Genomic DNA, 20,921 nt, shown 5'->3' on the forward strand with positions numbered 1-20,921 from the left:
GCTATAGCGCCGCCTTGGGCAGCAACTCCATGCCGATGCGCTGTGTCAGTTCGCTGTAGCTGATGGGCGGACCGACGCGCGCGTCGGCGCTGTTGGCCTGCCAATGCGCCCAAGCCTTGTGTGTGCTCGGGTCGTACACCAGCTTGAACAAGTGCGTCGGCACGGCCACCTGGCCGGAGCCGATGGCCGGGCTGCCGGGCGCAAACACCGGACCGGTGATGACATACACCTCACCCTGGGCACGCAGCGCGTACTGGCGCGTGTCGTTTTCAATTTTTGCCCACGGCCCAGAATTTTGCTTGGGATTCTGCGGAATCATGTTGGCCAGGCTGAACGACTGCGCCATGGCACTGGCGCTGGGCATATTGCCCGCCGGCGCCATGTGGCCCCGGGCGTAGCCGCTGCCTTTGTAGTCGCTCAGTTCGGCGCGCTCGGCGCGCGGCAGGCGGGCGTCGGCAAAAAAGCGGTCGGTGCGCTTTTCGCCGCGCGCCGCCAGGGTCGATTCCCGGCTCAAGCGCTCGGCGACAAACACCGGTGTGCGTGTGTTGCCGCTGTGCAGCACGGCAAAAGCGTCGTAGCACAACTCGCGCAGCCGGGGCGCGGGCGGGGTGCGCGGTGTGACGCCACCGGCAAAAAATTGCGGACAGTCCTTGAAGCTGGTCGGCACCAGCGCTGCCGTGGACTTGCTGACCGCGCCCGTCTTATGCGCCGGGGCGCTGGCGCTGGGGCGCTCGAAGCCGGGCAGGGGGAGGGAGGGCAGCACGCCGCAGCTAGAGGCCTGGAACAGCACCACGCCGCTGGTGACCAGCCACACGCTGGTGCGCCGCAACAGCGGCCAAGGCAGACGCGATTTTGTTGCCTGACGGCGTGGAGATTTTTTGGGGAGAGCCATAGGAAAAAAGCAGTGCGTGAAGAAAAAATCACCAGCGCCGCCGCTGCGCAGGCACTCCGGACAGCGAACAGCCCGGAGTGCTCAGACCGGGGGCAGGCGTGGCACGGCAACGCTGGCGCCTGGCCCTGGCGCAAAGCGCAGGGAGTGAGAGGTGCAGCGGGGGGGGGGAGAGAAACCGGGCGCGCGCGGCGCCGTTACATGAAGAAAGGCATCAAAAGTGGCTTTTTCGCTTACCAGTCAAGCGCTTTAAGCTATGAATTCAATAGTTGTCGAAGCGTAGCGCTTTGTGCATCAACGTGCAGCTGCAGAGGTGAATAGACCTTCTTGGCGCTGCCGTATACGCTCTCCTGCAGAGGCGCCCTTTCATGCCGTACGCACATAACCTTGAAAGTGTCTGGCCTTGGACAACTGCCCCGCATCCTTCTAAGCTGGCTGTCTCGACTTATTGCCTCAAGGACTCCGCCATGTCTTCCGTTCCCAGCACGTCCGCCGTGCCCCAGCACGTCTTGCCTTCGTACCTGCAGGCCGACCACCTCGGCCCGTGGGGCAACTACCTCAAGCAGGTGGACCGTGTCACGCCCTACTTGGGCCACCTGTCGCGCTGGGTGGAAACCTTGAAGCGCCCCAAGCGCATCCTGATCGTGGATGTGCCGATCGAGATGGACAACGGCACCATCGCCCACTTCGAGGGCTACCGCGTGCAGCACAACCTCAGCCGTGGCCCGGGCAAGGGCGGGGTGCGCTTTCACCAGGATGTGACGCTGTCCGAAGTGATGGCGCTGTCGGCCTGGATGTCGGTGAAGAACGCGGCCGTCAACGTGCCCTATGGCGGTGCCAAAGGCGGCATCCGCGTCGATCCGAAAAAGCTCTCGCGCGCTGAACTGGAGCGCATGACGCGCCGTTACACCAGCGAGATCGGCTTGATCATCGGCCCGACCAAGGACATCCCAGCGCCGGACGTCAACACCAACGGCCAGATCATGGCCTGGATGATGGACACCTACTCCATGAACACCGGCTCCACCGCCACCGGTGTCGTCACCGGCAAACCGGTCGATCTGGGCGGCTCGCTGGGGCGCAACGAAGCCACCGGGCGCGGCGTGTTCACGGTGGGCGTGGAGGCGGCGCAGCACCTCGGTCTGAAGATCGAAGGCGCGCGCGTGGCAGTGCAAGGTTTTGGCAACGTCGGTGGCACCGCCGGGCGGCTGTTTGCCGATGCAGGCGCGCGGGTGGTGGCGGTGCAGGACCACACCGGCACCCTTTACCAAGAGGCTGGAATGGACGTGCCGGCGCTGCAAGCGCATGTGCAGCAGACCGGCGGCGTCGCCGGCTTTGCGGGCGCTGAAGTGCTGGCCCACGAGGCCTTCTGGGGCGTGCCGTGCGACATCCTGATTCCGGCCGCGCTGGAGAGCCAGATCACCGCCGATAACGCCGACCAGATCCAGGCGCGCCTGATCATTGAAGGTGCCAACGGCCCGACCACCCCCGAGGCCGATGACATCCTGCACGACAAGGGCGTGCTGATCCTGCCCGACGTGATCGCCAACGCCGGTGGCGTGACGGTGAGCTATTTCGAGTGGGTACAGGATTTTTCCAGCTTCTTCTGGAGTGAGGAAGAAATCAACGCCCGTCTGGTACGCATCATGAAAGAAGCCTTTGCCGGCATCTGGCAGGTGGCGCAAGAGCACCAGGTGAGCCTGCGCACCGCCACCTTCATCGTTGCCTGCACCCGCATCCTGCACGCCCGCGAAATGCGCGGTTTGTACCCTTGAGATAGGACTGTCCGGCCAACGCAGCCGGCACTTTCGCCAACCCCACCGCCTCTGGCGCCCGCCCAACGGAGCCCGGGGCTTTTTTCAGCCGGTGGCGTCTTCGGCGGGCCGGCCTGACAGGGCCTCCCGCACCGCCCTGGGTGCGCCAACCGGTGCGGCCACGCTCATCTCCAGGCAGAACGGCTGGGCGCAGGACGCGCGCAAGGCGTAGGGGCAGCCCACGGTTTGGCACAGACCGGCTTCGCGCTCGCGCTCGCGGGCGATCTCTTCTTCCTTGGCTAGCTGTCCACTGGCTTGCAACTGCGCCTGCTGCACCCAGGGGTCATGGCGCGCTTGCAACATGTCGCGGCCATACACGGCCGCTCCTGCCGCCGCCAACAGTGGCTGAAAATCCAGCACCAGCAGGGCACTGGTGCGCGCCGCCGCCGGCTCCATGCCCTGCAGCACCAGCGCCAACACCCCCGACTGCAAGTTTTGCGCCGCGCCGGTGTAGGCCGTCTGCAGCGACCCGGTTGCTGCCGTGGCAGGTGCTGCGGCTTGGGTGGCCTGCGACGCCAGCCAGGACGCGGGCACGCGCAGCGTCAGCGCCAGACCGCGCAGGCCGTCGGCGGTTTGCACCGTGCCTTGGCGCACCAGCCAGGTTTGCATGGGGGAGGCTTCGCCACCCTCGGCGCCACTTTCCAGTGCGTGCGCCAACGCCAGCGGCCAGACCTGCGCCGCCACCACGCGCTGCGGCCCGACCTGTGCCGTCAGCTGCTGCACCAAGCTGTGCACCATCTGGCGCAGTGGCGTCTCCAGCCCCGCCGCCGGCCAGGCGGCAGTCGCGAGGGAAGCGCTCGCGAGTGCACCCGACAACCCGGCTGCCGCACCGGCACCGGCCGCCCCCATTGGCAGCGGTACCCCCGCACCACCGGGCAAGCCGCCCGCCCGTGCGCCGGCCGACAACAGCGCCGCACCACGCGGATCAAAACCTGCTCCCAGTGCCTCGCGCGCCTGCGCAGAAATATGTGTTTGGTCGGCCTGCGGCAGCACCGGTATTGGCAGGGCGGTGGACGTTGGCGCTGGCGCCGCCGTCAGCCATGGCACCGCGGCCGCTCCGGCCGCGCCACTGATCGCCGGTGCCAGCGTCGCCGCTCCCAGCCCTTGGACGCCCAACAACGTGCTCTGGCGCTGCAAGGCCGCCTCGGCCAGCACCTGCGCGATCGGCGGCAATGGGCCAGCGGAAGAGGGGAGGTTGACGCTCATGGAAATTTAAAAAACAGAGCTATAAGCGCTTGCTGCATAAAGGCTGGAGCCATTTTTGACTCTTATTCCGCCGCACGGTAGAACAAGGGCCGCGTCTTGGTCTGGGCGATGGCCTGGGCAATGGCGCCGATGTGCTCGGGCGTGGTGCCGCAGCAGCCGCCGACGATGTTCACCAGTCCTTCGGCGGCAAACTCATGCACCAGCCGGCTGGTGACTTCGGGCGTCTCGTCAAAACCGGTGTCGCTCATCGGGTTGGGCAGGCCGGCGTTGGGGTAGCAGCTGATGAAGGTCTCGGGCGCGGCCTTGGCCAGCTCCTGGATGTAGGGCCGCATCAGCGCCGCGCCCAGCGCGCAGTTCAGGCCGACCGCCAGCGGCCGCGCGTGGCGCACGCTGTGCCAGAAGGCGGTCACCGTTTGCCCTGACAAAATCCGGCCCGACGCGTCGGTGACGGTGCCGCTGATGATCAGCGGCAAGCGCACGTTCATGTTTTCAAACACCTCTTCGACGGCAAACAGCGCCGCCTTGGCGTTGAGCGTGTCAAAAATCGTCTCCACCAGAATCACGTCCGCGCCGCCTTCGATCAGCGCCTCGGTTTGCTCGTAATAGGCCTGGCGCAGCTGCTCAAAGGTGATGTTGCGCGCACCGGGGTCGTTGACGTCAGGGCTGATGCTGGCCGTTTTGGGTGTCGGGCCCAGGGCGCCGGCAACAAAGCGCGGCTTGTCGGGCGTTGAAAATTTGTCGCAGGCCGCGCGCGCCAACTGCGCCGAGCGCAGATTCATCTCGCGCGCCAGATCGGCCATCTTGTAGTCCTCCTGCGCCACGGTGGTGGCGCCAAAGGTGTTGGTCTCGATCAGGTCAGCGCCAGCGGCCAGATAGCCCTCGTGGATGTCGCGGATCACATCGGGCCGGGTGATGCTGAGCAGCTCGTTGTTGCCCTTCACATCACGCGGAAACTCCTGGAAGCGCTCGCCCGCCGCGCCCGGCCCGCTGTAGCCCTCGCCCCGGTACTGTGCCTCGCCCAGCTTGAAGCGCTGGATCATGGTGCCCATGGCGCCATCGAGGATGGCAATGCGTTGGGCCAGGATGGCGGGAAGCTCGGCGGCGCGGGTGTATTGGAGGGTGGGGGGGGTATGGGATTGCATGGGGACGATTGTAGGAAGGGCGCCTCGGTCCGGTGGGGCGCGCGGGTTTGAAAAAATGCACCACCGCGCAGAAACGACATGCGCTGTCAGGGCCGCCACTTACGATCGCTCACATGCAGCAACACTTTGATTTGTTGCCCGCTCCACCCCACCAAGCATCTGCCATGACCCGTACGACCCGCAAGACAGCTATCGCCGACACCATTGCCTACCGCCTGACGCAAATTTTGCGCCGCCTGAATGAAGGAGAAAAACTCGATCCGCTGGCGCTGGTGGAGGACTTCAAAGTCAACCTGCGCACTATCCAGCGCGATTTGAACCAGCGTTTTGCCTTTTTGGGGCTGGAGAGAAAAGACGGCCGCTACAGCGTCAATCGCGCCCGCCTGGGCACGCTGAGCTTGGCCGATGTGGAGCGCTTTGCCAACTTGGCCGGCCTGCAAGGCATGCACCCGCGCCTGTCCTCGGGGTTTTTGAAAGACATTCTGGACAGCCGCCTGCAGCGCGTACTGCTGATTCGCGGCGTCCATTACGAAAACCTGGGCGACAGCCAGCCGCTGTTTGAGCAGCTCAAGCACGCCACCCAAGAGCACCACGTGGTCAGCTTTGCCTACCAAAAAGCCGACGGCGCCAAGCTGGTCGAAGCGGCGCAACCCTATGGCCTGGTGCTGCAAGACGGCATTTGGTACCTGGCCGCCACCGACGCCGGCCGGCTCAAGTCCTACGCCATCACCAAAATCAGCCGCCTGCTGGTGGCGCCCGAGACCTTCACGCCCGACGCCGATGTCGCCAAAAAAGTGCTGGAAGAAGACAGCATCTGGCTGAACCTGCAAAAGTCCGAAGTGGTGCTGGAAGTCGCGCCGCCGGCGGCCGATTACTTTCTGCGGCAAAAGCTCATTGGCGGGCAAAAAATTGAAAAGCGCCTCGAAGGCGGCAGCCTGATCGTCTCCGGCCAGATCGCCCACCCGAACCAGATCCTGCCCATCGTGCGCCAGTGGATTCCATCGATTCGCATCATCAGCCCCGACGGCATGCAGGCTGAACTGGAAAGCCAGCTGCGCGCTTATTTGGGTGCTGTGCCTGACGCCGACCCGCAGGTGAACCATGGAGAGTCATCCGCCCTGTGCTCTGCTCCCTGAAACCCCAACGCGCATCTTGTCCATCCATCACCGAAAAAGCAAAAACCATGTACCACAGCATCTCGCCCCTGGAAACCCTGGCTGCCTTTGCCTTTGCCTTTGCCTTTGCCTTTGCCTTTGCCTTTGCCTTTGCCTTTGCCGCCGGCGCCCTTTCCACCGCTGCCTTGGGCACCTACATCCAGCGCCTGCGCCAAGCGGCCCGCACCGCCTGACGTGAGCACCTGGGCCTGAGCCGCCCGGTCGCACCTTTCTGCCCCGTACCGCCGATTGAACTTGTGCCCAGCGCACAGGCAGGGCGCAGCTTGGCCAGAAACAGCGCGCTGCCGTGTTTTGTTTGGCCCTCTGACGCATCTCCTTCCACTCTCTGAAAGCTTTTGAGCATGACTTTTTGTATCGGCTGCGGCCACCAGATCCATGAAACCTCGTTCAGCTGCTCGCAGTGCGGCGCTGTCAACCAGAGAGCGGTCGCGCAGCACACGGTTGCCATGGCCGCTGCCGGGACCTTGTGGCTGCCGGTACTGGCGTTGGTGTGCGGACTGCTGTCCACCCTGAGCCTGTTCAGCGCTGCGCCGTGGACGCCAGACCAGGCGGTCGGCGTGTGCCTGTTTGCCGCTGTCGCTCTCTTGCTGGGTGGCGCCGCTCTGGCCAGGCAAAAGCGCGGCCACGACCTGTCCATCGCCGCCGTCGTGCTGGGCCTTATCAGCCTGCTGGGTGCACTGGGCGCTCTGACGGCACTCCTGCTATGAATGCATTCCAAGAAAGCACCCACCATGTCCACCTCCACGGCGCCTTGCCCTCACTGTAAAAAACCCATGTCTATCCACACCAAGACATGTCCCCATTGCAGCGTCAGGCTGATGCGGTTTCCAGCAGAGACTGCGGCCATAGCGGCAAAGAACGACAAAAAGCGACTGCCTGGTAACCTGATGATGCGGCTATTGAAGTGCCTTGGGATAGGTAAGGGGTAGCTGTGCTGGCGCTGGCTGATGCCGGACTGACTCCAACACCCCCGTAAAAGTCAGCGCACCGTAATCGCCCTGGGCGCACACCGCCCCCGCGCCATCCGAAACGTCAAATTCCACCGCTCGCTGCGCAGCAGGTCGTGGTGGCCGTCCTTGAGCGGATTGACGCCGTGGTAATGCATCCGCGACGGGCCGCCCCAGACCAGCACATCGCCGTGCTGTAGCGGCAGGCGCTGCACCGGATCGCTGCGGTGCAGGCCGCCCCACAAAAAAGTGGCGGGCAGGCCGAGCGACACCGAGACGATGGGCGCGCTCAGGTCGGCCTCGTCTTCGTCGCGGTGCGGCGTCAGCTTGGCACCGGGCCGGTAGCGGTTGATCAGGCAGGCGTCGGGCACAAAGCCGGGGTAGCCGGCGGCGTCGGCAGCGGCTTGGGCTTGGTGCTGCAACCACTCGGGCATGGCGGGCCACAGCTGGCCGGTCAGCGGGTCGGTGGCCGAGTAGCTGTAGCGCTGCGCGTCCGACACCCAGCCATAAGCGCCGCAGTTGCTCATCGCCACCGACAGCGGCGCGCCGCCGGGGCGCTGCATCACGCGAAACGGCGCCTGCGCGGTCACGGCGCGCACGTGCGCTATCCACTGCGCTGCCTGCCCCCGCGCCCAGCCGCGCAGTAGCACCGCACCGGGGGACAGGGTTTGCGGGCCGGGGTCGGGCGTGTCGAACAGGGGCTGGGTCATAGCGGAAATAAACGGGTGGGATGGGTGGAGCGATTGTAGGAATCGCCCTCCAGCGGCACGGCGGTTTGCGGTGGCTCACAGCGCACAATAGCCGCCCAGCGCTGCGGGAGCGCTTTACGCTCCCGTTTTCAGCAAAAATACCAGTCAAATCAGCCTCTAGGCCTTTAAATACGTGCGCTAGTAGCTATTAAATAAAGAGTGATCGCCTTGTCCTCCGCACAACACACTGTCCTGCAAGATGTCTTTGGCTACGAGCAGTTTCGCGGGCCGCAGGAGGCCATCGTCGGGCATGTGATTGGTGGCGGCGATGCGCTGGTGTTGATGCCTACCGGCGGCGGCAAATCGCTGTGCTACCAGGTGCCGGCCATCGTGCGCCAGCAAAGCGGGCAGGGCGTGGCGATTGTGGTGTCGCCGCTGATTGCGCTGATGCACGACCAGGTGGGCGCGCTGCATGAGGCCGGGGTGAGTGCGGCGTTTCTCAATTCCAGCTTGGATTACGAGGCGGCGCAGGACGTGGAGCGGCGCTTGCAAACCGGCGCCATCACGCTGCTGTACGTGGCGCCCGAGCGGCTCAATACCCCGCGCTTTCTCGGCTTGCTGGATGACTTGTACCAGCAGCAAAAACTGAGCCTGTTTGCGATTGACGAGGCGCATTGCGTCAGCCAGTGGGGGCACGATTTCCGGCCCGAGTACCGGGCGCTGTCGGTGCTGCATGAGCGCTACGCCGGCGTGCCGCGCATTGCGCTCACGGCCACGGCCGACGACCTGACGCGCGCCGACATCATTGAGCGCTTGCAGCTGGAAGGCGCGCGGCTGTTTATCAGCAGTTTTGACCGGCCGAACATCCGCTACACCATCGTTGAAAAGAAGGTCGCCACGACACAATTGCTGCGCTTTATTGAGCGTGAACACTTGGGTGATGCCGGCGTGGTGTATTGCCAATCGCGCAAACGCGTCGAAGAGCTGGCCGCCACGCTGGTGGGCGCGGGCATCAATGCGCTGCCGTACCACGCGGGTTTATCCAACGACATTCGCCAGAACAACCAGAACCGTTTTTTGCGCGAAGAAGGCATCGTCATGGTGGCGACGATTGCCTTTGGCATGGGCATTGACAAGCCGGATGTGCGCTTTGTCGCGCACGTTGATATGCCGAAAAACATCGAGGGCTATTACCAAGAAACCGGCCGTGCGGGCCGCGATGGCTTGGCGGCGGACGCCTGGATGGCCTACGGTCTGAACGATGTGGTCAACCAGCGCCGCATGATTGACGAAAGCCCGGCGGGGGAAGAATTCAAGGCCGCGCTGCGCGGCAAGCTCGATGCCCTGCTGGGCTTGGCCGAGGCGATTGACTGCCGGCGCGTGCGCCTGTTGGCCTACTTTGGCGAGGCGTCCACGCCGTGCGGCAACTGTGACAACTGCATCAGTCCGCCAGCGGTCTGGGACGCGACCGATTGCGCGCGCAAGCTGCTATCGACCATTTACCGCGTCCATGCGGCCAGCGGTATCAGCTTTGGTACCGGGCACATCATGGATATTTTGCGCGGCCAGAAAACCGAGAAGGTCGAGCAGTACGGCCACGATCAGCTCTCGACCTTTGGCATTGGCGCCGAGTTCAGCGAAGCGCAATTGCGCAGCGTGCTGCGCCAGCTGCTGGCCACCGGCGCGGTGGGCTTGACCAAGGTACACCTGGACAACGGCCACAGTTTTGACACGCTGTGTCTGAGCGAAGGCTCGCGTGCCGTGCTGCGCGGTGAGGTGCCAGTGCAGTTGCGCGAATCGGTCGCGGCGCCGCGTGAGCGCAAGCGCCGCAGCCCGGCGGGGACGCTGTCTCCCGCCGCTGCCGCGCTCAATCAAGACGCCCAGGCGCGCTTCATCAACCTCAAGGCCTGGCGCGCGGAAGTGGCGCATGAGCACAGCTTGCCGGCGTATGTGATTTTTCATGATGCGACGCTGGCGGCGATTGCGCAGCAGTGCCCGCGCACGCTGGGCGAACTGCACGGCATCAGCGGCATGGGGGCGAAGAAGCTGGAGGCCTATGGGGCGGAGGTGCTGCGGGTGTGTGCTGCCTAGCCCCCTTTCTACTGACTTATTTTTAATAGCTTAAAGCGCATGTCCCATAAGGGTTTGATGTGCTTTTGAAGGCTATTTTTCTGTGGGTCGGTTATTTTGCGCTTGCGGTACGGCGGGTGGCGTATCGGAATGCAGCAGGCGCGCATCCATCCAGCCCAGCAGGTCGTTCCACATCGCGCGCACTTCGGCCTCGCGCGGCATCTTCAGGGCGTGGTCCAGTTCGATGGTGACCACCGGCATGCCTTGTTGTATGCCGCCGTAATGTCCCAGTGAGCCGGGGAACACCCCGACCCGGTCCAGGCGCAGGCGCCCCAATCGCTGCGGTGGCTCGTGCGGGCCGTCGAAGTCGAGCACGCCGTAGGGGGCGTGGATGCTGACCACCAGTTGGGGCTGAAAGGCATCCATTTGCGCGTGCAGAAATTGCGACTCGGGCTCGGACAGCGGCGCCGGGCCGGGCCAGCGGCGCGGATCTTTGCGGGTGCGCTTTTCCCAGTAGAGGGGCGCGTCGCGCCGCCATTGTGGGGTATTGAAGTTGCGGTTCAGATCGACACCGCGCGCATTGACGCGGCTGGGCTTGGACGCCAGCAGGCCGTCGGGGTTGAGCACCGGGATAAAGCGCCAGTGCACGGCTTGGCCCAGGGTCTGCATTTTTTCTGCCAGCCCGATCCAATGTAATGCCAGCGAGGCCGAGGTCAGTTCATCGCCATGGATGGCGCCCACCACCAGCACGCGCAGCGGTGCCGCGGTGTTGTGCGCTGCAGCTGGAACGGTGGCCGGTGTGTGCACGTCGCGCCAGAACAAGGGCACGCCCTGGCGTGAGCGGGCGCCGCTGGGCACCAGTTGCGCGGCTTGGCAGCGCTGCGGGCCCACATCGGGCAGGCGTGCCAGAAACAGGGCGCAGGCGCTGGTGGGCGCGCTGTGTGCGCCGGGCGTGACCAAGGCCGAGGCCTGTGCCTGTGGCAAGGCGCTGGCCAGCAGCAGCGCTGCCATGGCAGCGCTGCGCCAAGAGAATTTAGCGTGCTGTATCAGGGAGTTCAATTTTGACTTCGAGCACTTCAAGGTTGTCCTGGCGCTCGAAATTGACGCTGATATCGGTGAGATCGATGGCGACGTATTTGGAGATGACGGCCAGCAGTTCGCGTTGCAGGGCCGGCAAGTAATCGGGCGTGGTGGTGTTGCGGCCATTGCGCTCGTGCGCCAAGATGATTTGCAGGCGTTCGCGCGCCACGTTGGCGGTTTTTTTCTCTCCCATGAACAAAGATAGCAGGGACATTTATTTACCTCCGCCAAAGATGCGTTTGAAGAAGCCGACTTTTTGTGCCTCGGTAAAGCGCAGCGGTCGATCTTCGCCCAGAAAGCGCGCCACCAAGTCTTGATACGCCTCGGCCACGTCGGTGCCTTTGAGGTGGATCGCCGGCAGGCCCTGGTTGGACGCCTCCAGCACCGCCTCGGACTCGGGGATCACGCCAATCAGTTTGATGCGCAGGATGTCCTGGATGTCTTCCACGGACATCATGTGCCCGTCTTCCACCCGGTTGGGGTGGTAGCGCGTGATCAGCAGGTGCTCGAGGATGGGCTCGCCGCCGTCAATGGCGCGCTTGGTTTTGGAGCCGAGCATGCCCAGAATGCGGTCGGAGTCGCGCACCGAGGAGACTTCCGGGTTGGTCACCACCAGCGCTTCATCCGCGAAGTGCATCGCCATCAGGGCACCGCTTTCGATGCCGGCGGGTGAGTCGCAAATGATGAATTCAAACTCCATCGCCGCCAGGTCTTGCAGTATCTTGCCTACGCCCTCGAGCGTGAGTGCATCCTTGTCGCGCGTTTGCGAGGCCGCCAGCACAAACAGGTTGTCGCTGTGCTTGTCCTTGATCAGCGCCTGGCTCAGGTTGGCTTCGCCCTGGATGACGTTGATGATGTCGTACACCACGCGCCGCTCGCAACCCATGATCAGGTCGAGATTGCGCAGGCCGACGTCAAAGTCGATCACGGCCGTTTTGTGGCCGCGCAGCGCTAGGCCCGAGGAAAAAGCGGCGCTGGTGGTGGTCTTTCCGACCCCCCCCTTGCCAGACGTCACGACGACGATTTTGGCCATGTGTTGCTACCCTCTTTTGAAATTGAAAATCACAGCCGCTCAATCAGCAGCTTTTCGCCGTCGAGACGCACCTGGGCGGGCTGGCCGAGGATCTCGACAGGAATGGCCACTTCGGTGGTGCGATAGATCCCGGCAATGGACACCAGCTGGGGCTCCATGCAGGTGGTAAAAATGCGCGCATGGATGTTGCCCCGTGCGCCGGCCATGGCACGGCCACGCAGCGGTGCATAGACGTGGATGTTGCCATCGGCAATCACTTCGGCACCAAAGCTGACCATTGCCAGCACCACCAGATCGGCGCCACGCGCATAGACCTGCTGGCCTGAGCGCAGGGGTTTGTCGATCACCACCGTGTGTAGTCCAACCACCGGGGGCTCCGACAGGTCCTGGGATGGCTGCTCTTGTGGCCCGGGGGCAGGCGCTGGCACCGGGGCAGAGGCGACCGGGGCCCGGCGTTCGGTGCGCACTGGGCCGGCTTCGGGCGCCGCCGTCAGTCCCGCAGCCAATGCGGCCTGCATTTGCGCCGTATTGCCGCCGCGCACCGCCACCGGCATGGTGCGGTGGCTGCGCAGCAACGCCATGATGGCCGGGAAATCGAGCGGGCTGTCCGCCTCGCGCACCGGCCCCAGATCGATCAGCACGGGGTCGTTGTCAAAAAAACCGGGTGCATCAGCCATGCGCAGCGCCAACTCCGCCGTCAGTACCGCGGTGTCGGTGGTCTTGAGCACGACGGCCACCACGGGCAGCGAAGCGCTCTTGAGATCAAAGCTGGTGCGCGTGGTACGCACAGTTTCAATGGCCATGGGGGTTGCAGGGTGTGAAAGGTTCAAAGTGTACCGTGGCCCTGTGGGCGGTTTGTCTCTGAACGTGTCGCTGCACCAGAGGACAGTGCGGCTGCGATGCCTTGGATACTGCCGCAGGTGTTCTTCACGCAAGACACCCCCTGGAGGGGGTTGGCGATTGCGCTGTTGCTGGGCTGTGGCCTGTTCTGGGTTTGCCCGCAGGTGCTGGTGGCGCTGGGGATCGGGTGGGTCAACCGGCGCCCACGCAGCGCCTGAAGCGGGGGGGGCAAAAATTTCTTGCACCGCTGCTACGTGCTGTAGGTGGACGGCCGACAGGGGGTACGGCGCTTGCCTGACGGCGCTGGTGTCCTGTTGCGAGCACAGTCAAGCCCATGGCTTGGCGCGCCATGCGCCTGCTCTTTCTACTTCTACATTGGCAAAGGATTTTCCATGGCCCACAGTAACCTTTTGGGGGGTGATCCGCTGCCCGCCCAACCCAGCGGCACTGACACCGAATCGCTGGGCACCAGCGACAATTCCGATAGCGGCAGCGATGTGGTCGGCGCCCTGAGCCGGGCCGAGTTGCGCAGTGACACCGACTCCACCGGCACCGGCGAGAGCGCGGACGTGGAGCGCGATGATGCGGCCAGTGCCAGCGATATCCGGCCCGACCACCTGCTGCGCAGCGCACAGGACCGCGGTGATGGCGCTGCCCTGGACCGCTTTGAGCGCACTGCGCTGCTGGACGACGCGCGCGAACAGATCGACACCCTGGCCAGTGACGATGACGCCGCGCCCGGCGATGCCGCCGGCCAGGATGCTGGCGACGGCGACTGACGCCCTATGCCTCTGCTTCAGAATTTTGGAATGCGGATGCGGCTGATCATCAGTGAGCCCGACAGGGCGAACAGCAGCACCAGCGGATGCAGCGTGAAGCCGCCCAGATGCAGCGCGCCGCCCCACAACTGCGCGCCCAAGGCGCCTTGCCACGCCGCCAGTGCCAGCAGGCCGACCAGCACGATGGACGTAGGAATGGGCGTGCCCTCGAAATACTTCACCTTGTCGCCCCCGTCCGACAGCGCCTCGGCGGTGACGTTGAAGCGCGCCAGGCGCGAGACGCCGCAGGCGACAAAGTAGGCCAGCACGATGCGGTCGTACAGGCCCTGCATACCGCAGCCGTAGGCAATCACGGCCGGCGCGACGCCAAACGAGATCACGTCGGCCAGCGAATCCAGCTCGCGTCCCAAGGTGGAGCTTTGCTGGCGCCAGCGCGCCACGCGGCCGTCGAGGACATCGAATATCAGCGCTGCCAGCACCAAGGCGCAGGCGTAGTAGACATGCTGCACGCGCCCTTCCTGCAAATAGGAGAGCATGGAAAACAGCGCGCCGGTGCCGCACACGGCGTTGCCCAGCGTCACCCAGTCGGCGAGGTGGAATTCGCGGATCATGGCAAAGCGTTTTTTACGCGCGTCGGATGTGGTCATGGGCAGGGCTCCTGGATCGTTTGCGCCAAGGCGCCGCCAAGCTGCGGACCGGTTGCCATGGCCCGGGGCCTGGTCGGGCGCCGCTGCCATTGATTATGAAGAGCCCCTCTGCCATCCGGTGTAGGTCTGGACCGGACGTTGGCGGCGCAGTGCGCCTTTCAAGCCAAAAGAGCCTCCAGCGCTTATGGAGTATGCGCTGAAAGCTATTTTTTCAATAGCAATAGGCCAAGCCAGCGTTGCCGCAGGTCTGGCCGGGTGGCCATCAGTTGCCGCGGTAGGTCGAGAAACCGTAGGGGCTCAGCAGCAGCGGGATGTGGTAGTGCGGCACGGTGCCGTCCACCGCAAAGATCACCGGCACTTCAGGGAAGAACGTGGCCGTTTTGTGCTCGGCAAACCACTCACCGGTTTTGAAGGTGACGCGGTAGTTGCCCTTTTCCAGCGCCTTACCTTCGGGGAACAGTGCCGGGATGCGGCCCTGTTCATTGGTGGTGCCGGTGTTCAGCTGCGTCCAGTCCTTGCCGTTCTGCTTTTCCAGCAGCACTTTGACGCCGGGCGAAGGCAGGCCGTCTTGCAGGTTCAGCACGTGCACGCTCAGCGGGTTGCCGGCAGCAAAAGCGATGGCCGAAGCGCCGCACAAAGCAATACCGGCGCACAGGGATTTGAAAGTCATGCTCATGGTGAATAGTCCTTGTCAGTGGTTAAAAAAATCGTTAAAAATCAAGGGGCTGGCGCGGGTAATGCCGCCGGCAAAATTTTGGCAATGGCTTGCAGCGCGCAGCTTTCGTCTTGCACCGCGCCGCCCGCGCCGCCGACGCCCATCGCGCCAATCACCTCGGTGCCGATGCGCAGCGGCACACCGCCGCCAATCAGCAACAGTGCATCGACGGTGTTGAGGTTCTGCGAATCCGGGTTGGCGCGCGCATTGGTCGCCAGTTGGCGCGTCAGGCTCTTGGTGGACAGCGCGGTGAAAGCTTTGCGCACAGCCGCATCGGTGTTGTGCGGGCCGACGTTGTCGTCGCGCTGCACCGCAACCAGGTTGCCGCCCCGGTCCACCACCACGGCGACGGCCGAGCGGCCTTCGGCGTGGCAGGCGGCCAGTGTGGCGTTGATCAGATCATTGGCCAACGCCAGCGACACATTGGGCTGCTGCAGCACTTGGGCGGGCAACACTGCGGCGGGCGATGCGGCGAAAGCGCTGGAGGCAGCCGTGGCGTACAAAGCAAAAGCCGTCAGGGAAGAGCGGGCAGATAGGCGAAATGACATGGACGAATTCCTTGGGGCGGTACGAATGACAGAACCGCAATGGTGCGCCGCCGCCCCCGTCAAAACCATGGCGTGTGGATGACAAAGTTGTCATCCACACGCCAGCGGTTTGCGCCTACGCTTGCTGGCTCTGGAGGCACACGTATATGCGGATATTGGTAGTGGAAGACGAGGTCAAGGCAGCGGACTATCTGCGCAAAGGCCTGGGTGAATCAGGCTATGTGGTCGAGGTAGCGCACAACGGCATCGACGGCCAGTTTTTGGCACAAGAGAGCGAGTTCGACCTGATCATTTTGGATGTGATGCTGCCCGGTATTGACGGCTGGCAGCTGCTGCAAATCATCCGGCGCAAGAGCCAAGTGCCGGTGCTGTTTCTGACCGCGCGCGATGCGGTGGAAGACCGCGTTAAAGGGCTGGAACTGGGCGCTGACGACTATTTGGTCAAGCCGTTTTCGTACGCCGAACTGCTGGCGCGGGTGCGCACGCTGCTGCGCCGGGGCCCGCCGCGCGAGGTCGAGCAGTTCCAAGTGGCGGATTTGCAGCTGGATGTGCTGCGTCGCCGGGTGGTGCGCGGCACCGAGCGCATCACGCTGACCAACAAAGAATTTGCCTTGCTGCAGCTGCTGATGGAGCGCAGCGGCGAGGTGTTGTCGCGCACGCAGATTGCCTCGCAGGTGTGGCAGATGAACTTTGACAGCGACACTAATGTGGTGGATGTGGCGATTCGCCGGCTGCGCGCCAAGGTGGACGACCCGTTTTCACCGAAGCTGATCCATACCGTGCGCGGCATGGGTTACACGCTGGAGGCGCCGGAATGAAGAAGCGGCTGTGGCTGCGCGCGCTCAGCCTGCGCCTAGCGCTGATGTTTGCGCTGGTCAGTGTGTTGTTGCTCGGCGCGTTGGGCTTTTATCTGTACCAGTCGCTGGAGCGCGAGATTGCCTGGCGCGATGACCAGGCGCTGGTCGGCCGTGTCGAGCGGATGCGCACGCTGATTGGCGACAGCGCCAGCATCGAGGCGCTGCGCCAGCGCCCGCAGCTCTACGCCAACATGCTGGGCAACCGCGACAACCTGCTGTGGGTGCTGAACGGCGCCGGCCAGCCGCTGATCGAGATCAACCCGGTACAGATGGCGGTACCGGCGCTGCCACCCGGCAGCGGCGTACAGCTGCAGGACCACGCGGGCGCTGAGCCGGCGCGGCTGGCTTGGCAACACGTCCTGCACGAGGGCCAGCCGTTGACGTTGGTCGCTGGCAAGCTGCTGGCTGAGCGTCGGCAAATGCTGGCGGACTATCGGCTCAAGCTTTGGCTGGCGCTGGGCATCGGCGCGCTGCTGGCCTTTGGTCTGGGCTGGATGGTCAGCCAGCGCGGTCTGCGCCCGGTGCGCACGCTGGCGGCGCGCGCGGCGGCCATCGACGTGCAGCACCTGCACCTGCGTGTGCAGGACGTAGAGCAAGTACAAGAGTTGCAGCAATTGGGCGAGGCGCTGAACCAGATGCTGGCGCGGCTGGAAGACGGCTTTGGCCGGCTGTCGCGCTTTTCGGAAGACCTGGCGCACGAGATGCGCACGCCACTCAACAACCTGATGGGCCAGACCGAACTGGCGCTGCGCAAGACGCGCAGCACCGACGACTACCAGGCGCTGTTGGCGTCGAACCTGGAGGAATACCAGCGACTGGCCCGGATGATCGACAACATGCTGTTCCTAGCGCGCGCCGAACAGCCCGACGCCGCCGTGCAGTGCGAGACCATCGACCTGCACGCGCTGGTGGCGCAGCTGTGCGACTACTTTGAAGGCATGGCCGAGGAGCGCGGCATCACACTGGTCAATGCCGCGTGCGGCACGCTGCAGGCTGAACCGCAGCTGCTGCGCCGCGCGCTGGCCAACCTGATCGCCAACGCGCTGCGCTATGGCGCCGCAGACAGCCCGGTGCAGATCGCCAGCACGCTGCAAGGCTCGGGAAGCAAGGCCATGGAAATCAGCGTCAGCAACCAGGGCGCGCCGATCGCGCCCGAGCACCTGCCGCGCCTGTTTGACCGCTTCTACCGCTGCGACCCCGCGCGTGCGCAGCCGGGCGATTCGGGCGGGCTGGGCTTGGCCATCGTGCGCTCGATCCTGCAGATGCACGGCGGCACGGTGCGCGCTGAAAGCGGCGCCAGCGGCACGCGATTTGTTCTGGCATTTGCAAAAATAGAGAAAAATAAGCCGCTAGCCCTTTAGATACATGCGCTACAAGCTATTAAAATAGTAGCAAAAATATATTGTTTAGGCCGTGTGGCAACACACACGTCCGACCTGCGCCCTTACGATGCGCGCCAACTACACAGCTACACCACGGAAAAATATGGCCTTCATGTCTTGGAGAGAAAAAAGCGCCGATGCGCTGCAACACGGCGGCGTCATCGGGCCCGACGAGCGGCTGCCCTGGCCGCAGACCGGCGCCATGGGCGTGCAGCACGTCATCGCCATGTTTGGCTCAACGGTGCTGGCGCCGATCCTGATGGGGTTTGATCCCAATCTGGCGATTTTGATGAGCGGTGTCGGCACGCTGATCTTCTTTTTGATCACCGGCGGCAAGGTGCCCAGCTACCTGGGCTCCAGCTTTGCCTTCATTGGCGTGGTGATTGCCGCCACTTCGTATGCCGGCAAAGGGCCGAACGCCAACATCGGCTTGGCGCTGGGCGGCATCATCGCCTGCGGCGCCGTCTATACGCTGGTGGGTGTCATCGTGCAGCTGGTCGGCACACGCTGGATTGAGCGTTTTATGCCGCCGGTGGTGACCGGCTCAGTGGTGGCGGTGATTGGCCTGAACCTGGCCGGCATTCCGATCAAGAACATGGCGGCGAGCAACTTTGACAGCTGGATGCAGGTGCTGACCTTTGTCAGCGTCGGCTTGGTCGCCGTGCTGACGCGCGGGATGCTGCAACGGCTGCTGATCCTGATCGGCCTGATCGTCTCTAGCCTGCTGTATGCGCTGCTGACCAATGGCTTGGGGTTAGGCAAGCCGCTGGAGGTGTCGGGCGTGCTGGCGGCGCCTTGGCTGGGGATGCCCGGGTTTGCGGCGCCAGTGTTCAGCGCACCAGCGATGCTGCTGATCGTGCCGGTGGTCATCATTCTGGTGGCCGAGAACCTGGGCCACATCAAGGCGGTGACGGCGATGACCGGCAAGGACCTCGACCAGTACATGGGACGTGCCTTCATTGGCGACGGCATTGCCACCATGGTCAGCGGCAGTGCCGGTGGCACTGGCGTGACGACATATGCCGAGAACATCGGCGTGATGGCGGCTACCAAGATCTATTCCACTGCCGTGTTTTTTGTGGCGGGGCTGATCGCTGTGCTGCTGGGTTTTTCGCCCAAGTTTGGTGCGGTCATCCAGGCGATTCCGCTGCCGGTGATGGGCGGTGTGTCCATCGTCGTCTTTGGTCTGATTGCGGTGGCGGGCGCGCGCATCTGGGTGGACAACAAGGTGGATTTTTCGCTGAATAAAAATTTGATCGTGGCCGCCATCACGCTGATTCTGGGCACCGGCGACTTCACGCTGAAGTTTGGCCAGTTTGCGCTGGGCGGCATTGGCACGGCGACCTTTGGCGCCATCTTTTTGTACGCACTGCTGAACCGCAAAGCTTGACCACCGGGCGGGCAAGGGTGCAGGTCCGCAGAATCAGGCCGCGGGTGGGGGGCAGGGGGCCAGGGGAGACAGGGTGATGTAAGGGTTTACCCTTGTGCTGATTTTGTTGCCGGATAAGATCCGCGCTCGTCTGCCCGCAGTCTGCTGCGCCGCCCTTTTTTGTTGCTGGAGTTTCCCCATGTCCCTCGCCGATCGGGTTTTGCATCCCGCCCTTCTTGAACGCGTCATGTCGGCCGACGAGGCCGCCGCCTTGATTCCTGCCGGAGCCAACGTCGGCATGAGCGGCTTTACCGGCGCCGGCTACCCCAAGGCGGTGCCGCTGGCGCTGGCGCGGCGCATCGAGCAGCAGCACGCGGCCGGCAAGCCGTTCAAGATCGGTCTGTGGACAGGTGCCTCCACCGCCCCCGAGCTGGATGGCGCACTGGCCAAGGTCGGCGGTATTGAGATGCGGATGCCTTACCAGTCCGACCCGGCGTGTCGCGAGCGCATCAATGCCGGCACCATGCAATACATGGACATCCATCTGTCGCACATGGCGCAGTTTGTCTGGTTTGGCTTTCTCGGCCACCTGGACGTGGCGCTGATCGAAGTGGCCGGCGTGTTGCCTGATGGGCAGCTGATTCCGTCGTCTTCGGTGGGCAACAACAAGACCTGGCTGGAGCAGGCCGACAAGATCATTCTGGAGGTCAATGACCTGCAAAGCCTGGCGCTGGCCGGGATGCACGACATCTACTACGGCACCGAGCGTCCGCCGCACCGCAAGCCGATTCCGCTGACCGAGCCGAACGAGCGCATTGGCGATCCGTACCTGCGCTGCGACATGAGCAAGGTGATTGCCGTGGTGCACACCAGCCAGTCGGACCGTAATTCCAGCTTTGCTGCGCCGGACGCAGTGTCGTCACAAATTGCCGGCCACATCATTGAATTCATGCAGCACGAAGTAAAGCGCGGCCGCTTGCCAGCCAACCTGCTGCCGCTGCAGTCGGGCGTGGGCAACATTGCCAACGCGGTGCTGGATGGACTGAATCAAGGGCCGTTTGACAACCTGAGCGCCTTCACCGAAGTGCTGCAGGACGGCATGCTGGACATGCTGCGCAGCGGCAAACTGTCCAGTGCCTCCGCCACAGCGCTGTCGCTGAGTCCGCCGGCGCTGGAAGAATTCACACGCAACATTGATTTTTACCGTCAGCGCATCGTGCTGCGCCCGCAGGAGATCAGTAACCACCCCGAGCTGATCCGCCGTCTGGGCGTGATTGCCATGAACGCCATGATCGAGGCCGACATCTACGGCAACGTTAACTCGACGCACATCATGGGCACCAGCATCATGAACGGCATTGGCGGCTCGGGCGACTTTGCGCGCAACGGCTATCTGTCGTTTTTCATGACACCGTCGGTGGCCAAGGGGGGTGCCATTTCATGCATCGTGCCGATGGTCTCGCACGTCGATCACACCGAGCACGATGTGCAGGTCATCGTCACCGAGCAGGGCCTGGCCGACCTGCGCGGCCACTCGCCAACGCAGCGCGCCAAGCTGATCATTGACCGCTGTGCGCACCCGGATTTCCGCCCCATGTTGCGCGACTACCTGGCTCGGGCGGAGGCCGGCCCCGGCGGACGGCACACGCCGCATCTGCTGAACGAGGCGCTGAGCTGGCACCAGCGCTTTGTGGACACCGGAACCATGCGCGCCTGAAGGGGCGGCCAGGGTGCTGGTG

General features: G+C 64.0%; 22 protein-coding genes. 11 read left to right on the forward strand and 11 right to left on the reverse strand.

The features are described 5' to 3' along the window. Window position 1 precedes the first annotated feature (1 nt). A complete protein-coding gene (locus Q390_RS0103400; protein ID WP_027994814.1) occupies window positions 2-892 on the reverse strand; it encodes a DNA/RNA non-specific endonuclease in 891 nt (296 codons plus the stop codon). Window positions 893-1,356: 464 nt separating this feature from the next. Between Q390_RS0103400 and Q390_RS0103405 the strand changes: the two genes are divergently transcribed. Continuing rightward, on the forward strand, window positions 1,357-2,664 hold the full coding sequence (locus Q390_RS0103405) for a Glu/Leu/Phe/Val family dehydrogenase (RefSeq protein ID WP_027994815.1): 1,308 nt from the start codon (window positions 1,357-1,359) through the stop codon (window positions 2,662-2,664). Window positions 2,665-2,748: 84 nt separating this feature from the next. Here the strand turns inward: Q390_RS0103405 and Q390_RS17375 are convergent, their stop codons facing one another. Then, window positions 2,749-3,909, reverse strand: coding sequence for a hypothetical protein (locus Q390_RS17375; RefSeq protein ID WP_211250407.1), 1,161 nt, complete (start codon window positions 3,907-3,909; stop codon window positions 2,749-2,751). Between the two features lie 62 nt (window positions 3,910-3,971). Continuing rightward, entirely contained in the window at window positions 3,972-5,051 is a 1,080-nt protein-coding gene (locus tag Q390_RS0103415; protein WP_027994816.1) for a homocysteine S-methyltransferase family protein, read from the reverse strand. Between the two features lie 164 nt (window positions 5,052-5,215). Here Q390_RS0103415 and Q390_RS17380 point away from each other — a divergent pair, with 164 nt between their 5' ends. The 3 genes from Q390_RS17380 (at window position 5,216) to Q390_RS0103430 (ending at window position 6,933) form a co-directional block, all read left to right on the forward strand. Further along, entirely contained in the window at window positions 5,216-6,187 is a 972-nt protein-coding gene (locus Q390_RS17380) for a helix-turn-helix transcriptional regulator (protein ID WP_037472108.1), read from the forward strand. A 47-nt stretch (window positions 6,188-6,234) separates the two neighbouring features. Continuing rightward, the gene (locus Q390_RS19845) at window positions 6,235-6,399 is read left to right on the forward strand and encodes a hypothetical protein (protein WP_156949814.1); all 165 of its coding nucleotides are present in this window, start codon (window positions 6,235-6,237) and stop codon (window positions 6,397-6,399) included. Between the two features lie 168 nt (window positions 6,400-6,567). Further along, a complete protein-coding gene (locus tag Q390_RS0103430; protein ID WP_027994817.1) occupies window positions 6,568-6,933 on the forward strand; it encodes a hypothetical protein in 366 nt (121 codons plus the stop codon). A gap of 272 nt (window positions 6,934-7,205) precedes the next feature. Here Q390_RS0103430 and alkB read toward each other — a convergent pair whose 3' ends face one another. Further along, window positions 7,206-7,883, reverse strand: a complete 678-nt coding sequence (alkB, locus tag Q390_RS0103435) for a DNA oxidative demethylase AlkB (RefSeq protein WP_027994818.1) — start codon at window positions 7,881-7,883, stop codon at window positions 7,206-7,208. Window positions 7,884-8,090: 207 nt separating this feature from the next. Between alkB and recQ the strand changes: the two genes are divergently transcribed. After that, window positions 8,091-9,953 (forward strand): DNA helicase RecQ, encoded by a 1,863-nt coding sequence (gene recQ / locus Q390_RS0103440; protein WP_037472110.1) that lies wholly within the window; start codon window positions 8,091-8,093, stop codon window positions 9,951-9,953. 72 nt (window positions 9,954-10,025) lie between these two features. On the opposite strand, the gene Q390_RS17385 is transcribed toward recQ, so the two are convergent. The 4 genes from Q390_RS17385 to minC are packed head-to-tail and all read right to left on the reverse strand — an operon-like array spanning window position 10,026 to window position 12,848. Continuing rightward, window positions 10,026-10,991, reverse strand: a complete 966-nt coding sequence (locus Q390_RS17385) for a M14 family zinc carboxypeptidase (RefSeq protein WP_245606852.1) — start codon at window positions 10,989-10,991, stop codon at window positions 10,026-10,028. After that, complete coding sequence (gene minE, locus Q390_RS0103450) at window positions 10,966-11,226, reverse strand: cell division topological specificity factor MinE (protein ID WP_027994820.1); 261 nt, start codon at window positions 11,224-11,226, stop codon at window positions 10,966-10,968. The genes Q390_RS17385 and minE overlap by 26 nt, the downstream gene beginning before the upstream one ends. Next, window positions 11,227-12,045 carry a septum site-determining protein MinD gene (minD, locus tag Q390_RS0103455; protein ID WP_027994821.1) on the reverse strand — a complete coding sequence of 273 codons (819 nt, stop codon included), beginning with the start codon at window positions 12,043-12,045 and terminating at the stop codon, window positions 11,227-11,229. A gap of 29 nt (window positions 12,046-12,074) precedes the next feature. After that, on the reverse strand, window positions 12,075-12,848 hold the full coding sequence (gene minC / locus Q390_RS0103460) for a septum site-determining protein MinC (RefSeq protein ID WP_027994822.1): 774 nt from the start codon (window positions 12,846-12,848) through the stop codon (window positions 12,075-12,077). A 96-nt stretch (window positions 12,849-12,944) separates the two neighbouring features. Between minC and Q390_RS19850 the strand changes: the two genes are divergently transcribed. Then, window positions 12,945-13,103, forward strand: a complete 159-nt coding sequence (locus Q390_RS19850) for a hypothetical protein (protein WP_156949815.1) — start codon at window positions 12,945-12,947, stop codon at window positions 13,101-13,103. A gap of 174 nt (window positions 13,104-13,277) precedes the next feature. Beyond that, a complete protein-coding gene (locus tag Q390_RS18990; RefSeq protein ID WP_051603011.1) occupies window positions 13,278-13,664 on the forward strand; it encodes a hypothetical protein in 387 nt (128 codons plus the stop codon). A 17-nt stretch (window positions 13,665-13,681) separates the two neighbouring features. Here Q390_RS18990 and pssA read toward each other — a convergent pair whose 3' ends face one another. From pssA to Q390_RS0103485, 3 genes are all read right to left on the reverse strand, one after another. After that, the gene (gene pssA, locus Q390_RS0103475; RefSeq protein ID WP_037472035.1) at window positions 13,682-14,311 is read right to left on the reverse strand and encodes a CDP-diacylglycerol--serine O-phosphatidyltransferase; all 630 of its coding nucleotides are present in this window, start codon (window positions 14,309-14,311) and stop codon (window positions 13,682-13,684) included. 262 nt (window positions 14,312-14,573) lie between these two features. Then, window positions 14,574-14,987 (reverse strand): hydroxyisourate hydrolase, encoded by a 414-nt coding sequence (uraH, locus tag Q390_RS0103480; RefSeq protein WP_027994824.1) that lies wholly within the window; start codon window positions 14,985-14,987, stop codon window positions 14,574-14,576. Window positions 14,988-15,028: 41 nt separating this feature from the next. Next, on the reverse strand, window positions 15,029-15,574 hold the full coding sequence (locus Q390_RS0103485; protein WP_037472037.1) for a GlcG/HbpS family heme-binding protein: 546 nt from the start codon (window positions 15,572-15,574) through the stop codon (window positions 15,029-15,031). A 146-nt stretch (window positions 15,575-15,720) separates the two neighbouring features. On the opposite strand from Q390_RS0103485, the gene Q390_RS0103490 reads away from it, so the two are divergent. The 4 genes from Q390_RS0103490 to scpC all read left to right on the forward strand — a co-directional run bounded on the left by Q390_RS0103490 (window position 15,721) and on the right by scpC (window position 20,899). Further along, window positions 15,721-16,392: a heavy metal response regulator transcription factor gene (locus Q390_RS0103490; RefSeq protein WP_027994826.1), complete on the forward strand. Its 672-nt coding sequence runs from the start codon at window positions 15,721-15,723 to the stop codon at window positions 16,390-16,392. Beyond that, entirely contained in the window at window positions 16,389-17,792 is a 1,404-nt protein-coding gene (locus Q390_RS0103495) for a heavy metal sensor histidine kinase (RefSeq protein ID WP_037472038.1), read from the forward strand. Before Q390_RS0103490 ends, Q390_RS0103495 begins: the two co-directional genes overlap by 4 nt. A gap of 124 nt (window positions 17,793-17,916) precedes the next feature. Then, window positions 17,917-19,203 (forward strand): solute carrier family 23 protein, encoded by a 1,287-nt coding sequence (locus Q390_RS0103500; protein WP_027994828.1) that lies wholly within the window; start codon window positions 17,917-17,919, stop codon window positions 19,201-19,203. Window positions 19,204-19,381: 178 nt separating this feature from the next. Continuing rightward, window positions 19,382-20,899 (forward strand): succinyl-CoA:acetate CoA-transferase ScpC, encoded by a 1,518-nt coding sequence (gene scpC / locus Q390_RS0103505; protein WP_027994829.1) that lies wholly within the window; start codon window positions 19,382-19,384, stop codon window positions 20,897-20,899. Window positions 20,900-20,921 lie beyond the last annotated feature (22 nt).

The organism is Simplicispira psychrophila DSM 11588 (assembly GCF_000688255.1).
GTDB classification, from domain to species: Bacteria; Pseudomonadota; Gammaproteobacteria; order Burkholderiales; family Burkholderiaceae_C; genus Simplicispira; species Simplicispira psychrophila.

Coding starts and splice junctions, on each gene's coding strand:
- Q390_RS0103400 (WP_027994814.1), bottom strand. CDS start 892: ATGGCTCTCCCCAAAAAATCTCCACGCCGTCAGGCAACAAAATCGCGT.
- Q390_RS0103405 (WP_027994815.1), top strand. CDS start 1,357: ATGTCTTCCGTTCCCAGCACGTCCGCCGTGCCCCAGCACGTCTTGCCT.
- Q390_RS17375 (WP_211250407.1), bottom strand. CDS start 3,909: ATGAGCGTCAACCTCCCCTCTTCCGCTGGCCCATTGCCGCCGATCGCG.
- Q390_RS0103415 (WP_027994816.1), bottom strand. CDS start 5,051: ATGCAATCCCATACCCCCCCCACCCTCCAATACACCCGCGCCGCCGAG.
- Q390_RS17380 (WP_037472108.1), top strand. CDS start 5,216: ATGACCCGTACGACCCGCAAGACAGCTATCGCCGACACCATTGCCTAC.
- Q390_RS19845 (WP_156949814.1), top strand. CDS start 6,235: ATGTACCACAGCATCTCGCCCCTGGAAACCCTGGCTGCCTTTGCCTTT.
- Q390_RS0103430 (WP_027994817.1), top strand. CDS start 6,568: ATGACTTTTTGTATCGGCTGCGGCCACCAGATCCATGAAACCTCGTTC.
- alkB (WP_027994818.1), bottom strand. CDS start 7,883: ATGACCCAGCCCCTGTTCGACACGCCCGACCCCGGCCCGCAAACCCTG.
- minE (WP_027994820.1), bottom strand. CDS start 11,226: ATGTCCCTGCTATCTTTGTTCATGGGAGAGAAAAAAACCGCCAACGTG.
- minD (WP_027994821.1), bottom strand. CDS start 12,045: ATGGCCAAAATCGTCGTCGTGACGTCTGGCAAGGGGGGGGTCGGAAAG.
- minC (WP_027994822.1), bottom strand. CDS start 12,848: ATGGCCATTGAAACTGTGCGTACCACGCGCACCAGCTTTGATCTCAAG.
- Q390_RS19850 (WP_156949815.1), top strand. CDS start 12,945: ATGCCTTGGATACTGCCGCAGGTGTTCTTCACGCAAGACACCCCCTGG.
- Q390_RS18990 (WP_051603011.1), top strand. CDS start 13,278: ATGGCCCACAGTAACCTTTTGGGGGGTGATCCGCTGCCCGCCCAACCC.
- pssA (WP_037472035.1), bottom strand. CDS start 14,311: ATGACCACATCCGACGCGCGTAAAAAACGCTTTGCCATGATCCGCGAA.
- uraH (WP_027994824.1), bottom strand. CDS start 14,987: ATGAGCATGACTTTCAAATCCCTGTGCGCCGGTATTGCTTTGTGCGGC.
- Q390_RS0103485 (WP_037472037.1), bottom strand. CDS start 15,574: ATGTCATTTCGCCTATCTGCCCGCTCTTCCCTGACGGCTTTTGCTTTG.
- Q390_RS0103490 (WP_027994826.1), top strand. CDS start 15,721: ATGCGGATATTGGTAGTGGAAGACGAGGTCAAGGCAGCGGACTATCTG.
- Q390_RS0103495 (WP_037472038.1), top strand. CDS start 16,389: ATGAAGAAGCGGCTGTGGCTGCGCGCGCTCAGCCTGCGCCTAGCGCTG.
- Q390_RS0103500 (WP_027994828.1), top strand. CDS start 17,917: ATGGCCTTCATGTCTTGGAGAGAAAAAAGCGCCGATGCGCTGCAACAC.
- scpC (WP_027994829.1), top strand. CDS start 19,382: ATGTCCCTCGCCGATCGGGTTTTGCATCCCGCCCTTCTTGAACGCGTC.